Annotated in this window: 12 protein-coding genes; 7 read left to right on the top strand and 5 right to left on the bottom strand. The window is 66.1% G+C overall.

What is annotated here, in order from left to right; translation table 11 throughout:
- Window positions 1–1,055: dihydrolipoamide acetyltransferase family protein (locus ABIC17_RS20230; RefSeq protein ID WP_502958518.1), on the top strand; the 1,055-nt coding region annotated here is incomplete at its 5' end.
- Between the two features lie 70 nt (window positions 1,056–1,125).
- Here ABIC17_RS20230 and ABIC17_RS20225 read toward each other — a convergent pair.
- The gene (locus ABIC17_RS20225; protein WP_354284971.1) at window positions 1,126–1,791 is read right to left on the bottom strand and encodes a nitroreductase; all 666 of its coding nucleotides are present in this window, start codon (window positions 1,789–1,791) and stop codon (window positions 1,126–1,128) included.
- Window positions 1,792–1,892: 101 nt separating this feature from the next.
- Here ABIC17_RS20225 and ABIC17_RS20220 point away from each other — a divergent pair, with 101 nt between their 5' ends.
- The 4 genes from ABIC17_RS20220 (at window position 1,893) to ABIC17_RS20205 (ending at window position 6,562) form a co-directional block, all read left to right on the top strand.
- Window positions 1,893–3,065, top strand: a complete 1,173-nt coding sequence (locus ABIC17_RS20220; RefSeq protein ID WP_354284969.1) for an acetyl-CoA C-acetyltransferase — start codon at window positions 1,893–1,895, stop codon at window positions 3,063–3,065.
- Between the two features lie 330 nt (window positions 3,066–3,395).
- Window positions 3,396–4,178 (top strand): SDR family NAD(P)-dependent oxidoreductase, encoded by a 783-nt coding sequence (locus ABIC17_RS20215; protein ID WP_354284967.1) that lies wholly within the window; start codon window positions 3,396–3,398, stop codon window positions 4,176–4,178.
- Window positions 4,179–4,604, top strand: a complete 426-nt coding sequence (locus ABIC17_RS20210) for an acyl-CoA thioesterase (RefSeq protein WP_354284965.1) — start codon at window positions 4,179–4,181, stop codon at window positions 4,602–4,604.
- A 506-nt stretch (window positions 4,605–5,110) separates the two neighbouring features.
- Window positions 5,111–6,562 (top strand): DEAD/DEAH box helicase, encoded by a 1,452-nt coding sequence (locus ABIC17_RS20205; RefSeq protein WP_354284963.1) that lies wholly within the window; start codon window positions 5,111–5,113, stop codon window positions 6,560–6,562.
- A gap of 78 nt (window positions 6,563–6,640) precedes the next feature.
- Here the strand turns inward: ABIC17_RS20205 and ABIC17_RS20200 are convergent, their stop codons facing one another.
- From ABIC17_RS20200 to ABIC17_RS20185, 4 genes are all read right to left on the bottom strand, one after another.
- On the bottom strand, window positions 6,641–7,471 hold the full coding sequence (locus ABIC17_RS20200) for an aldo/keto reductase (protein WP_354284973.1): 831 nt from the start codon (window positions 7,469–7,471) through the stop codon (window positions 6,641–6,643).
- A 2-nt stretch (window positions 7,472–7,473) separates the two neighbouring features.
- Window positions 7,474–8,454 (bottom strand): aldo/keto reductase, encoded by a 981-nt coding sequence (locus ABIC17_RS20195; RefSeq protein ID WP_354284961.1) that lies wholly within the window; start codon window positions 8,452–8,454, stop codon window positions 7,474–7,476.
- A gap of 169 nt (window positions 8,455–8,623) precedes the next feature.
- Entirely contained in the window at window positions 8,624–10,372 is a 1,749-nt protein-coding gene (poxB, locus tag ABIC17_RS20190; protein ID WP_354284959.1) for a ubiquinone-dependent pyruvate dehydrogenase, read from the bottom strand.
- Window positions 10,373–10,402: 30 nt separating this feature from the next.
- Window positions 10,403–10,921: a hemerythrin domain-containing protein gene (locus tag ABIC17_RS20185; RefSeq protein ID WP_354284957.1), complete on the bottom strand. Its 519-nt coding sequence runs from the start codon at window positions 10,919–10,921 to the stop codon at window positions 10,403–10,405.
- Between the two features lie 244 nt (window positions 10,922–11,165).
- On the opposite strand from ABIC17_RS20185, the gene ABIC17_RS20180 reads away from it, so the two are divergent.
- Both ABIC17_RS20180 and ABIC17_RS20175 read left to right on the top strand, forming a co-directional pair.
- Window positions 11,166–12,629, top strand: a complete 1,464-nt coding sequence (locus ABIC17_RS20180) for a phospholipase D-like domain-containing protein (RefSeq protein ID WP_354284955.1) — start codon at window positions 11,166–11,168, stop codon at window positions 12,627–12,629.
- 89 nt (window positions 12,630–12,718) lie between these two features.
- Entirely contained in the window at window positions 12,719–13,522 is an 804-nt protein-coding gene (locus tag ABIC17_RS20175; protein WP_354284953.1) for a universal stress protein, read from the top strand.
- Window positions 13,523–13,755 lie beyond the last annotated feature (233 nt).

The following is a 13,755-nucleotide window of genomic DNA, read 5'->3' as shown; positions in this document are numbered from 1 at the left end:
GCGGGGGGGGCGGGGGTGTGCCTTCCTCCATCACCTTCTTGCCCCCCCCCCCCCCCCCCGCCTCCGCCCCCCCCCCCCCCCCCCGGGGGGGGGGGGGGGGGGGGCCCCCCCCCCACGCATCAACGAACGTCCCGCTCGCAAACCCAGTACAGCCCCTCTCCCCGACCCTCTCCCCTGAAGGGGAGAGGGGGAAGAAGAGCGTCCTCGCGTCCCCCGCGGTCCGCGCGCGCGCAGCCGACCTTGGCGTCGATCTCTCCCAGATCAAGGCCGAGGGCGACCGCATCCGCCACAGCGATCTCGACGCGTTTCTCCGCTACGGCAGCGGGCAGGGCTATCACGCCCCGCACGCCTCCAACGCCCGCCCAGACGAGGCGATCAAGGTCATCGGGATGCGCCGCCGCATCGCCGAGAACATGGCCGCGTCGAAGCGCGCCATCCCGCACTTCACCTATGTCGACGAGATCGACGTCACCGCATTGGAAGCGATGCGCGCCGACCTCAACGCCAACCGCGGCGGGCGCCCCAAGCTGACGCTGCTCCCGCTGCTGATCGTCGCGATCTGCAAGACGATCCCGGCCTTCCCGATGCTCAACGCGCGCTATGACGATGAGGCGGGCGTGGTCACGCGGCACGGCAGCGTGCATCTGGGGATGGCGACGCAAACCGACGCGGGCCTCACCGTCCCCGTCATCCGCGACGCGCAGGACCGCAACGTGTGGCAACTCGCGACCGAGATCGTCCGCCTCGCCGAAGCCGCGCGCGCAAACAAGCTCGCGCCAAGCGAAATGGGCGGCGGCACGCTGACCGTCACCTCGCTCGGCCCGCTTGGCGGGATCGCGACGACGCCCGTCATCAACCGGCCCGAAGTGGCGATCATCGGCCCGAACAAGATCGTCGAGCGGCCCGTATTTGTCGGCGACGAGATCGTCCGCGCCAAGCTGATGAACCTGTCGATCAGCTGCGATCACCGCGTGGTCGATGGCTGGGATGCCGCGAGCTTCGTCCAGGCGCTGCGCAAATATCTGGAAACGCCGGTCCTGCTCTTCGCGAACTGAGGGGCAGGGGCGGCGATGCCTGCCCTGTCCGTCATTCCCTTACAGGTGGGGCGTGACGGACATGGGGGGCTCAGTCATGCACCGTCAGCCATTCCGCCGGATCTGCGCGCTCGGTGCGCAACGCGTTCGCCGGATCCGCGGTATCCTCAACGCCGATCGCCATCCCGCAGAACAGCATCCGTTCTGCAGGCATCCCGATCGCCGCGCCGACCGTGTCGGGATACATCGCCCAGCATTCCTGCGCGCAGGTCGCCAGCCCCGCCTCGACCGCGAGCAGCATCACGCTCTGCAGATACATGCCGAGGTCGGACCATTGCGGCGGCCCCATCCGCCGGTCGACGCTGCAGAACAACGCCGCGGGTGCGCCGAAGGACTGGAAATTGCGCGCGAACCACAGTCGCCGCGCCGCCTTGTCCTCGCGCGGGATACCGAGTTCGCGGTACAACGCCTCGCCCACCGCGAAACGCCGATCGCGGTATGGCGCGACCAGTTCGGGCGGGTAAATGGCGTAGGCCGGCTGTTCGGTCTCGCCGCGCCATAGCTTGGCGGCGATTGATTCCTTCAACGCAGCAAGCGGCGCGCCGGTCAGCAGGTCGATATGCCACGGCTGGAGATTGCCCCCGGTCGCCGCCCGCGCCGCCCTGGTGACGATCCCGTACAACACCGCCGGATCGACCGGCGTCGGCAGAAACCCGCGTACCGATCGCCGCGCCGCGATGGCTTCGCTGACGGTCATGGAATGTCCTTTCGAGCCTTGGGTATGCAACCGCACTCTTGCCCGCCGTCGCCATTCAGGGCAAGACAGTTGCAAAATACAACCCTTATGGAGAGTCGAGCATGGCCGAGGCCTATATCGTGGACGCAGTGCGCACCGCCGGCGGCAAGCGCGGCGGAAAGCTCGCCGGCTGGCATCCGGTCGACATGGCGGCATCGGTGCTCGACGCGATCGTGGAACGCACCGGGATCGACGGTGCGGCGGTCGACGACGTCATCATGGGGTGCGTCATGCAGGGCGGGCAGCAGGCGGGGCAGGTCGGGCGCAACGCGGTGCTCGCGGCGAAGAATTTGCCCGACAGCGTCCCCGCCGTCTCGATCGACCGGCAGTGCGGTTCCTCGCAACAGGCGATGCAGTTCGCCGCGCAGGCGGTCATGTCGGGAACGCAGGACGTGGTGATCGCGGCGGGGGTCGAGAGCATGACGCGCGTGCCGATGGGCACCACCGCAACTTTGTTCATGAAAGAGGGGCTGGGCAACTACAAGTCGCCGCTGCTCGAGGAGAAATATCCGGGCATTATGTTCAGCCAGTTCATGGGCGCTGAGATGATCGTCAAGAAGCACGGGTTCACCCGCGAGCAGCTCGACACCTTCGCGGTCGAAAGCCACCGCCGCGCCGCCGCCGCGACCGAGCGGGGGGCATTCGACAAGGAGATCCTCGCGCTCGACGTCGAGACGCCCGACGGCATCATCAGCCACCGCACCGACGAAGGCATCCGCGCGGACGCGACGCTGGAGAGCATCGGTTCGGTCAAGCTGTTGCAGGAAGGCGGCAACATCACCGCCGCCAACGCCAGCCAGATCTGCGACGGCGCGTCGGCGGTGATGATCGTCAGCGAACGCGCCTTGAAGGAACACGGGCTGACCCCGCTCGCGCGGATCGTCAACCTGACGGTTACCGGCGGCGACCCGGTGATCATGCTCGAGGAACCGCTGTTCGCCACCGACCGCGCGCTCCAGCGTTCTGGCATGAAGATCGCGGATATCGACCTGTACGAAGTCAACGAGGCATTCGCGCCGGTGCCGCTCGCGTGGCTCAAGCATACCGGGGCGGATCATGCGCGGTTGAACGTCAACGGGGGGGCAATTGCTTTGGGGCATCCGCTCGGGGCATCGGGAACCAAGCTGATGGCGACCTTGGTGCATGCGCTGCACGCATCGGGCGGGCGCTATGGCTTGCAGACGATGTGCGAGGGCGGCGGGATCGCCAACGTTACGATCATCGAACGGCTCTGATCTCACTTAGCCCCTCCCCTTCAGGGGAGGGGTTGGGGTGGGGAAGTCCAGCAGAACAAACCTCTCTGCGAGGCACGCCCCACCCCCCATCCCCTCCCCTGAAGGGGAGGGGCGTTCTTGTTCGCAGGGAGGAAACACCATGAACCTAGACTCCACCACCGCCGCCGCCGCGATCATCGAGCGGCTCTGATCTCACTTAGCCCCTCCCCTTCAGGGGAGGGGTTGGGGTGGGGAAGTCCAGCAGGGCAAACCTCTCTGCGAGGCACGCCCCACCCCCATCCCCTCCCCTGAAGGGGAGGGGCATTCTTGTTTCACGGGAAGGACTCCGACATGAACCTAGACTCCACGACCGCCGCCGTCGTCACCGGCGGTGCCTCCGGCCTCGGCGCCGCAACCGCGCGCGCGCTTGCCGCCAAAGGCGTCAAAGTCGCAATCTTCGACATGCAGACCGAGAAGGGCGAAGCGATCGCCGCCGAGATCGGCGGCACCTTCTGCGAAGTGAACGTCACCTCCGAGGACTCGGTCGACGCGGGGTTCGCGAAAGCGCGCGCCGCGCACGGGCAGGAATCGATCCTCATCTGCTGCGCGGGCACCGGCAATGCGATGAAGACCGCAAGCCGCTCCAAGGAAGACGGCAGCATCAAGCATTTCAGCCTGGCGGCGTTCGACTGGCTCATTCAGATCAACCTCGTCGGCACGTTCCGCTGTGTCGCCAAGTCGGCCGCAGGAATGCTGACGCTTGATCCCGGCGAGGACGGCGAGCGCGGGGCGATCGTGATGACCGCAAGCGTTGCCGCCGAGGATGGGCAGATCGGGCAGGCGGCCTATTCCGCGTCCAAGGGCGGCGTCGTCGGCATGACGCTCCCCATCGCGCGCGACCTGATGGGGGAGGGGATTCGCGTCAACACGATCCTCCCCGGCATCTTCGAGACGCCGTTGATGCAGGGCGCGCCGCAGCAGGTGAAGGACAATCTCGCCGCCTCGGTCCCCTTCCCCAAGCGGCTGGGGAAGCCCGAGGAATATGCGAAGCTCGCGCTCGCGATGGTCGAGAACAGCTATTTCAACGGCGAGGACGTGCGGCTCGACGGCGCGATCCGGATGGCGCCGCGCTGAATGGCGCGGCCCGATCCCGCGCGGCAGGACCCTGCGCATTATCCGCACACCACCACGATCCAGACGCGGTTCCAGGATCTCGACGTGCTCGGCCATATCAACAACGTCGCGATGGCGGCGCTGTTCGAAAGCGCGCGCGTGCGATTCAATCGGTCGCTCGATCTGGCGGGGTGGTCGGGGCATCGCTGGCTGGTCGCGCGCGTCGAGGTGAATTACCTTGCCGAGGCGTATTTCCCCGATGACGTCGAGGTCGCGACCGGGATCGGCGAGGTCGGCAATCGCAGCTGGCAGATCCTGGCGGCGGCATTCCAGCGCGGGGCGTGCATCGCGACCTGCGACGTCGTGATCGTGATGAGCGCGAGTGGCGGGCTGACCACGCTGCCGGATGATTTCCGCGCCGGGCTGGAGGCGAACCGGGTCGGCTGATCGTTAAGCCCGTCACCCCGGCACAAACCAGAGTTCTGCGGCGAGCGTTCTGCAAAACCGCCCGTCATCCTGAACTTGTTTCAGGATCCAGCCCTCCGCGAGTCCGGACCAGGCCTGCTGCGCGGTGGATGCTGAAACAAGTTCAGCATGACGGCAGCCTTTGGGGCGAGGGGTGACGATCAAACCGCCGATTGCCTTTATGCAGAGGTCTCGCAAAGGCCCGGGCCGCCGCGTTTGACAGCAACTGAAGGACATGAAGACAACGGCCCCGGCCTCCGCCGGGATCACGGCCGCACGCGCGCCACGCCCAACCTTGACTTCCGCCCCCGCCTCGGCCATATGGCGCTCATCGAAGCGTCATGCAGCGTGATCGGACTTTATCGTCCCAGCTCCGCCTCGGTCGTTACCAAACGGACTTCCCTTTTCACGCGGGGTGTCAAATCCTCCCCCCGCCATCCGCGCGTCGAGAACGTGCGTCCATGGCACATGCAATGGAATACACTTTCATGTCTTTCGCACATCTCGGCCTTGCCGAGCCGCTCGTCCGCGCGCTCGAAGCAAAGGGCTATACCACCCCCACCCCGATCCAGGCGCAGTCGATCCCGATGCTGCTCGAAGGCCGCGATCTGCTTGGCATCGCGCAGACCGGCACCGGCAAGACCGCCGCGTTCGTGCTGCCGTCGATCCAGCGTCTCGTCGCCGCCGACAAGCGCGTCCTGCCGACGCACTGCCGCATGCTTGTCCTCGCGCCGACGCGCGAACTCGCCAGCCAGATCGCCGATAGCGCGCGCGATTACGCGAAGTTCTCGAAGATGACCGTCGCGACGGTGTTCGGCGGGACCAGCATCAACAAGAACCGCCAGGACATGAGCCGCGGTGTCGACATCCTCGTCGCCACGCCGGGCCGTCTGCTCGACCTGATCGAGCAGCGGATGGTCAGCCTTGCGATGCTCGAGATCCTCGTGCTCGACGAAGCCGACCAGATGCTCGACCTCGGCTTCATCCATGCGCTGCGCAAGATCGTGAAGATGCTGCCGCGCGTGCGCCAGACGCTGTTCTTCTCGGCCACCATGCCGAACGCGATCCGCGAGCTCGCCGACCAGTTCCTTACCGATCCCGCGACCGTCAAGGTCGCGCCGGTGTCGAGCACGGCCGAACGCGTCGAGCAGTATGTGTACTTCGTCAACCAGGGCGAGAAGCAGGCGCTGCTCACCATGCTGCTGGCAGACGGCGCGATCGAGCGTTGCCTCGTCTTCACGCGGACCAAGCATGGCGCGGACCGCGTCGTGAAGCTGCTGGGCGCGAACGGCATTCCCGCCAACGCGATCCACGGCAACAAGAGCCAGCCGCAGCGTGAACGCGCGCTCGGCGAGTTCAAGACCGGCAAGGTCAAGGTCCTGGTCGCGACCGACATCGCGGCACGCGGGATCGACGTTTCGGGCGTCAGCCACGTCTTCAACTTCGAGCTGCCCAACGTGGCAGAACAGTACGTCCACCGCATCGGCCGTACCGCACGCGCCGGCGCATCGGGCATCGCGATCAGCTTCTGCGCCGATGACGAGCGGAGCTACCTGCGCGACATCGAGAAGCTGACGCGCGTCAAGCCCGACATGGTCAAGCTCCCCGAGGGCTTCATGGCCGAAGCCGCCCGCATCAAGGCAGCACGCCCGGCCGGGTCCGACGTCAGCGATCGTCCGCGCGACGAGAGCGGTCGTCACCGTGCGCCGCCGCGCGCAACGCATGCCGCGCGCCCGACCGGCGAGCGTCCTGCCGGCGGCAGCCGTCCGTATAGTGCAGGCGGCGCAGGTCGTCCGGCGGGTGGCGCAGGCCGTCCGGCAGGCGCTGGTCGTCCGGCCGGTGGTGGTCGTCCGGGTGGCAGCGGTCGTCCGGCGGGCGGTGGTCGCCCGGCTGGCGGCGGCGGCGGTGGCGGTGGGCGTCGTTCGCCCGCGGCTGGCTGAGGTTTCTCGGCCTGAAGGATTAGAAAGCGGTCGGTCCTCCCGAGGACCGGCCGCTTTTTCTTTGCGCCCTCGCCGCGATCACAGCATTTCGAGCGGGCGTGGTTTCCTGGGGCGCGGAAACGCCGCCTCCAGCCGCTCGAGCAACACCGGACAGAGCACGAGTTCGAGCGCGGCGTGATTGTCGCGCACGTGTGCAACCGACCCCGCCTTGGGAATCGCGATCATCGACGGATCGCGCAGCACCCACGCAAGCGCCACCTGCGCAGGCGTCGCATCGAATTCGGCGGCGATCGTCCGCAAGGTCGCGTTCCCGAGCAACCGCCCCTGTTCGACCGGGCTATACGCCATGGCCGGAATTTGATGGTCGGTCAGCCACGGTAGCAGGTCGAGCTCGGGTCCGCGCCGCGTCAGATTATAGAGGATCTGGTCGGTCGCGCACGCGGCACCGCCCGCTGCGTGCAGCTCGGCCATGTCGTCGGCATCGAGGTTGCTGACTCCCCACCGCGCGATCAGCCCCTCCGCGACCAGCTGCTCCATCGCCTCGACCGTCTCGGCCAGCGGCACCGGGCCACGCCAGTGAAGCAGGTAAAGATCGAGCTGTTCCACTCCGAGACGCGCAAGGCTCGCCTCGCACGCCGTGCGCAGCCGTGCGCGCGACGCATTTTGCGGCAGCGCCTTGCTGACGAGGAACACCTGGTCGCGCACGTCCGCGATCGCTTCGCCGACCAGCGTCTCGGACCGGCCATCGCCATACATTTCGGCGGTGTCGATCAGCGTCATCCCGCGCTCGATCCCCTCGCGCAGTGCCGCGATCTCGCCCGTGCGCGTCTCGGCTGAATCCCCCATGTTCCACGTGCCCTGCCCGAGCGCAGAGACCATCGTGCCATCGGGCAGTGCGACCGTCTTCATGCTCATGCGAAACCAACCACTGCGTGCGGCACATAGGGTTCCTCGAGCCGTGCGATCTCGTCCTCGGTCAGCCCGATCTCGAGTGCAGCAATCGCATCGTCGAGATGGCCGGGCTTGGACGCCCCGACGATCGGCGCGGTGACTTCAGGCTTGGCGAGCACCCAGGCGAGCGCGATCTGCGCGCGCGGCACGCCGCGTTCCCTGGCGATCTCGGCGACCCGCTCGACCACGCGGCGGTCCGCGTCGGCGGTGTGGCTGTAGAGCGTCGCGCCGAATTCGTCGGTCTCCGAGCGGTTGGTCGCTTCATCCCAGTCGCGCGTCAGGCGACCGCGCGCCAGCGGGCTCCACGGGATCACCCCGATCCCTTCCGCCTCGCACAGCGGCAGCATCTCGCGCTCCTCCTCGCGGTACAGCAGGTTGAGATAATCCTGCATCGTCGAGAAGCGCGTCCAGCCGTTCGCATCCGACACGTGCAGCATCGTCGCGAACTGCCACGCGTACATCGACGACGCGCCGATGTAGCGCGCCTTGCCCGCCTTCACGACGTCATGCAGCGCTTCGAGGGTTTCTTCGATCGGAACCTCGGAATCGAAGCGGTGGATCTGGTACAAATCGACGTAATCGGTGCCAAGACGGGTCAAACTTGCGTCGATCTCGGTCATGATCGCCTTGCGGCTGAGCCCCGAACCGTTCGGACCGGGGCGCATTCGGCCGTGCACCTTGGTCGCGATCACGACTTCCTCGCGCCGCGTCAAATCCTTGAGCGCGCGGCCCACGATCTCTTCTGACGTGCCGTCCGAATAGACGTTGGCGGTGTCGAAGAAATTGATCCCCGCCTCGACCGCCTTCTGCAGGATCGGGCGGCTGGTCGCTTCGTCGAGTGTCCAGGCGTGGTTGCCGCGATCGGGAATGCCGTAGGTCATGCACCCGAGGCACAGCCGCGAGACGTCTAGGCCGGTCATGCCGAGCTTGAGATAGTCCATCGCTTTTTCCTTCAGAATGAGACTGTTATTGGAGTATTTGAGACGCGGTACGCTGTAGTCTGTTTCCAACGCGCTTCCGTCCTCCCGCGAGAGCGGGAGCCTAGGGTCGCAAGCGCCAACCAGCGTCGTTCTGCGCAACCCTGGATTCCCGCCTTCGCGGGAAAACGGCTCAGAATAAGTTTTTCAACAGGCCGACGTTGGTCTTGCCCAACTCAATCACCGAGTCGCCGCGCCCGCTGAGGATCGCCTTCGCCATATACAGCGTGAAGCCCTTCATTTGCTCGAGCGTGATCTTGGGCGGCATCGACAGTTCGTCGCGTGCAGTGACCGCGTCGAGCAACGCGGGGCCGGGATGATCGAGCACCTCGCGCACGCCGCGCGCGAGATCGCCCGGGTCGGTGACGCGGACCGCGTACATCCCCATCGCGCGCGCCATCGCCGCGAAATCGGGGTTGTCGAGCGCGACGCCCGTTTCGACCAGCCCCGCCGCCTTCATCTCCATCTCGACGAACCCGAGCGTCCCGTTGTTGAAGACGACGATCTTGACCGGCAACCCGAGCTGGCGAACCGTCAGCAACTCGCCCATCAACATCGCGAGGCCCCCGTCGCCCGACAGCGACACGACCTGCCGCCCCGGCGATGCCGCCTGCGCGCCGATCGCCTGCGGAAGGGCGTTCGCCATCGACCCGTGGTTCCACGATCCGATCAGCCGGCGGCGCCCGTTCATCTTGAGATAGCGCGCCGCCCACACCGTCGGCGTACCGACATCGGCAGTGAACACCGCATTCTCGGTTGCCATCTCGCTCACCAGCCGCGCGACATGCTGCGGGTGGAGAATCCCGCTGCCGGGCTTGCCATCCGCCAGCTCGTCGAGATCCTCACGGGCTTTTATATAGCTTTTCAATGACTTGTCGAGAAAGTCCCGATCGCGCCCATTGCGCAGCTGTGGCAGCACGGCCTCGATCGTCGCGGCAACATCGCCAACCAGCCCCAGATCGATCGCGGTCCGCCGCCCGAGGTTCTCGGGCCGAAGGTCGATCTGTGCAACCTTCGCTTCGTTCGGCAGGAACTGGCGATAGGGGAAATCGGTGCCGAGCATCAGCAGCGTGTCGCACGCCATCATCGCATCATAGCCCGAGGCAAAGCCGATCAGCCCGGTCATCCCGACGTCATAGGGGTTGTCGTATTCGACCCATTCCTTGCCCCCGAGCGCATGGACCACCGGCGCCTGCAACGCAGCAGCCAGCCGGATCAGCTGCGGATGCGCGTCGCGGCAGCCCCGCCCGGCAAGGATCGTGACCTTGCCCGCGTCATTGAGCAGCCCCGCCAGCTTCGCGATCTCGCCCGCAGTGGGCGTAATGACGGGGGCGACCGGCAGCAACGCATCCGCCGATCGCGCGAGCGTCCCCGTCGTCGTGCGCAAAGCAACGTCGCCCGGAATCGCAACGACCGAAACCCCGCGATGCCCTACCGCCGCGCGGATCGCGGTGTCGAGCGTGCGTGGCATCTGGTCCGCGTCGCTGATCGTCTCGCAATAGACGCTGCACTCGCGGAACAACGCCTCGGGCCGCGTCTCCTGGAAGTAATTCGAGCCGATCTCCCCACTCGGCACCTGCGCCGCGATCGCGAGAACGGGCACGCGCGTTCGGTTGCAGTCATACAGCCCGTTGATCAGGTGCATATTCCCCGGCCCGCACGATCCCGCACACGCCGCGAGCTTGCCCGTCAGTTGTGCCTCGGCGCCGGCGGCGAACGCCGCGGCTTCCTCGTTGCGGACGTGGATCCATTCGATCTTGCCCTGCGCACGGATCGCCTCGGTCAGCCCGTTGAGGCTGTCGCCGACCACGCCGTAGATCCGTTCGACCCCCGCAAGATGGAGCGTCTGGGCGAACAAATCTGCGATCGTGGTCTTCGACATCGGGTTTCTCCTGGGGAGGGAGGGCAGGGGTTACTTCTTGGCGTGGTCCGCGAGCCACTGGTCCGGGTCCTTGTCGACCGGCTTGACCCCGGTGATGTGCGCCGCGCTGAACGCCGCGAACTTGACCGCGAGATCATGCCGCTCCTCGAGCGTCGCATGCTCGCGGAAATCAGTCAGCCCCTGGCGTTCTTCCTCGGCGAGGTGGTCACCGTTTTCCTCGTTCGCCTTGCCGATCGCTTCGAACCAGGCGTCCGACCCGACTTCTTCCTTGTTGACCGCGCTCGACGCGTCGCGGATCGCGTTGTGATCCTCGATCGCATCTTCGGTTTCCTCTTCGGCGCTGTCCGCGTCATTGCCGCCGGTGCCGATCTGCATCAGCCGCGGATAGAAGAAGCGTTCCTCGGCTTCGGCATGCGTATCGAGCAGCGCGTTGAGCCGCCCCCAGATGGCGCTGAGCGAGTCGACGTCCTTGCGGTCGATCTGCTCGATCTGCGCGAACAGTTTGCGGATCTGGTGATGGTCGTCGAGGATCAGGTCGGTGATGTCCATGAAGCAACTCCTTGATGGCGATGTCGCGCAGGTTTGACGGTGGGAAGAATGCCGATCGTGCAGTGCACGGGGTCGAGCGCTCAAACACGCGAGCCAGCCATCCGGTCCCAAGGTGCAACCGAAATTCGCGGCGGGCCGCCGGGCTGACGGGGGCGAAGCGAAATTCTTGACTCATCCCCGCCGGTTTCGCGTAAGGGCGCGACATGGATCGCTTCTCCCGTCCGCGTCCGGCTGTGCGCCGTTCATGACTGACCCTGGCACCGAGTCGCTTCGCCCCGGCGACACGTGCTGGCGGATCGAGCAGGCGACCGCCGCGGCGGTCATCGTCGATGCGGACGATTATTTCCGCCACGCGCGCTCGGCGATGCTCAAGGCGCGCAAGCGGATCATGCTGATTGGCTGGGATTTCGACGCACGGATCAAGCTAGGGACCAGCGACGAGGCGCGGGATGCGCCGTCACGGGTCGGGGATTTCATCCTCTGGCTGGTGGACAATAATCCCGAGCTCGAGGTGTTCCTGCTGCGCTGGGATCTCGGCGCGATGAAGACGCTGTTCCGCGGGCGGACCTTGTTCACGGTGATCAAATGGATGCGCCACCCGCGGATCCACACCAAGCTCGACGCCAAGCATCCGCCCGCCGCATCGCATCATCAGAAGATCGTGGTGATCGATGATTGCTTCGCTTTCTGTGGCGGGATCGACATGACCGGCGATCGCTGGGACACCCGCGAACACCGCGATGACGAACCCGGCCGGCGCCAGCCCAATGGCAAGCCGTACAAGCCGTGGCACGATGCCACCACCGCGCTGACCGGCCCGGTCGCGGCGGCGCTCGGCGATCACGCCCGGATGCGGTGGGAGCGGGCAGGTGGCCACCCGATCGAGCGCGTACGCGGGGGCAGCGATTGTTGGCCGGACGCGCTCGAGCGCCACTTCGGCGAGGTAACCGTCGCGATTGCGCGCAGTGCACCCGAAATGCCCGATTGCGAGCCGGTGATCGAGATCGAACGCCTGTACCTCGAGCAGATCGCCAGCGCGAAACGGTCGATCTACGCCGAGAGCCAGTATTTCGCGTCGCGCAAGATTGCCGAGGCGATCGCCAAGCGGCTCGACGAACCCGATGGTCCGGAGATCGTGCTGATCAATCCCGTGTCCGCGCAAGGCTGGCTCGAACCGCTCGCGATGGATACCGCACGGGCGCGGCTCTACGAGACGCTGCGCCGACGGGATCCGAACCACCGGTTCCGTATCTACCACGCGCATACCGCGGGGGGGGAAGCGATCTACGTCCATGCCAAGATCATGATCGTCGACGATGTCAGCCTGCGGGTGGGGTCGTCGAACATGAACAACCGCTCGATGCGGCTCGACACCGAATGCGACGTGACGATCTCGACCGCCAGCCCCGGGAACGAGCAATACGGCCCGGTCATCACCGGTATTCGTGACGGGCTGCTCGCGGAACATCTGGGGTGTGCCGTGGAACAGGTCCGGGAGAAGCTTGCCGAGACGGGGTCGCTGATCGATACGATCGAGGCGCTGCGGGGGCAGGGCAAGACACTCCGCCCGTATGAGACGCCCGATCTGACGGTCGTCGAGGCATGGCTTGCCGATAACGAGGTGCTCGATGCCGAAGGGCCGGGTGCCGCATTGGAAGGCATTGCCAAGGGCGGATTGCTCCGACGCTTGCGGCGCCGCCGGCGCTGACCGCGGTACTGCCCTCCGTACTTTTCCCGATTCTCCGTCTCTGCCGCGCGCCGTAGCATTCATGGCAATGCTGACACGGGAGACGGTCGATGAAGAATATTCTGGTGCTTGTTCACGACGATGACGGCCAGGAAGCGCGGCTGCAGGTCGCGTTCGATATCGTCCGCGCGGTACGCGGGCATCTTACCTGCGTCGATGTCGTCACCGTCCCCGTGTTCGTCGGGGAGTATATGGGGGTAGGCGGCGACGCATTACTGCTCGAAGACGAGAAGGCGCGTGAATCACGCAATGCCGTCGCGCTCAAGGCGCGGCTTGAGCATGAAGATGTGCCTTACGACTGGGTCGATGCGACCGGCGACCCGGCGACGTGCATCCGCGCGGCGGCGAAACTTGCCGATCTGATCGTGGTCAACCGTCGTCTCGACGGAAGCTGGTATCCCGACATGAGCGAGATCACGGGTGAACTGGTCGCCAAGGGACGGCGGCCCGTCATGGCTGTTCCCCAGGGTGCATCCCGTCTGGACCTGAGCGGTAACGTGGTGATCGCGTGGGACGGGTCCGACCCGGCGGAAGCGGCGATGCGTGCCGCGCTGCCGCTGCTTGCGTTCGCCGCATCGGTCACGTTGCTCCAGGTCGATGACGGCTCGGTCAAGACCCCTGCCGTGGAGGCTGCGCGCTATCTTTCGCGCCACGGGATCGAAGCGAGCGTCCAGATCGAGGATGGTCGTGGCCGCAAGGTGACCGACATCGTGCGCACCGTGCTCGCCAGCCGTACGGCGAGTTACCTCGTCATGGGCGGGTTTGATCATCCACGCTGGGTCGAATCGATGTTCGGCGGTACGACCGACACGATGATCGACCACAGCCCCGTCCCGGTGTTACTGGCGCATTGATCTGGCGGATGTCTCCCCGCCCTGCTGACACGGGCAGGGGAGGCGGCCACAACGCCCGTAAGACGCTTTTGCCGCATGATTGAAAGAAAAGTGCAAAAAAGCGTTTGACCGAATCAGGGACCCCGCCTAGAGGGGTGTCACCGCAGCGACGGACCGAACGGTTCGCTTCTGCAGTCACCAGATCCTCGGCGCTCGGTTCGCCCTTTGAAAGAAGGGTGTGACAAGGTGTCGGT

This window comes from Sphingomonas sp. PvP056, assembly GCF_040549155.1.
GTDB lineage: Bacteria > Pseudomonadota > Alphaproteobacteria > Sphingomonadales > Sphingomonadaceae > Sphingomonas.
This window is presented reverse-complemented; position numbering and strand designations above follow the sequence as displayed.

Coding starts and splice junctions, on each gene's coding strand:
- ABIC17_RS20180 (WP_354284955.1), top strand. CDS start 11,166: ATGACTGACCCTGGCACCGAGTCGCTTCGCCCCGGCGACACGTGCTGG.
- poxB (WP_354284959.1), bottom strand. CDS start 10,372: ATGTCGAAGACCACGATCGCAGATTTGTTCGCCCAGACGCTCCATCTT.
- ABIC17_RS20225 (WP_354284971.1), bottom strand. CDS start 1,791: ATGACCGTCAGCGAAGCCATCGCGGCGCGGCGATCGGTACGCGGGTTT.
- ABIC17_RS20210 (WP_354284965.1), top strand. CDS start 4,179: ATGGCGCGGCCCGATCCCGCGCGGCAGGACCCTGCGCATTATCCGCAC.
- ABIC17_RS20200 (WP_354284973.1), bottom strand. CDS start 7,471: ATGAAGACGGTCGCACTGCCCGATGGCACGATGGTCTCTGCGCTCGGG.
- ABIC17_RS20220 (WP_354284969.1), top strand. CDS start 1,893: ATGGCCGAGGCCTATATCGTGGACGCAGTGCGCACCGCCGGCGGCAAG.
- ABIC17_RS20205 (WP_354284963.1), top strand. CDS start 5,111: ATGTCTTTCGCACATCTCGGCCTTGCCGAGCCGCTCGTCCGCGCGCTC.
- ABIC17_RS20215 (WP_354284967.1), top strand. CDS start 3,396: ATGAACCTAGACTCCACGACCGCCGCCGTCGTCACCGGCGGTGCCTCC.
- ABIC17_RS20195 (WP_354284961.1), bottom strand. CDS start 8,454: ATGGACTATCTCAAGCTCGGCATGACCGGCCTAGACGTCTCGCGGCTG.
- ABIC17_RS20175 (WP_354284953.1), top strand. CDS start 12,719: ATGAAGAATATTCTGGTGCTTGTTCACGACGATGACGGCCAGGAAGCG.
- ABIC17_RS20185 (WP_354284957.1), bottom strand. CDS start 10,921: ATGGACATCACCGACCTGATCCTCGACGACCATCACCAGATCCGCAAA.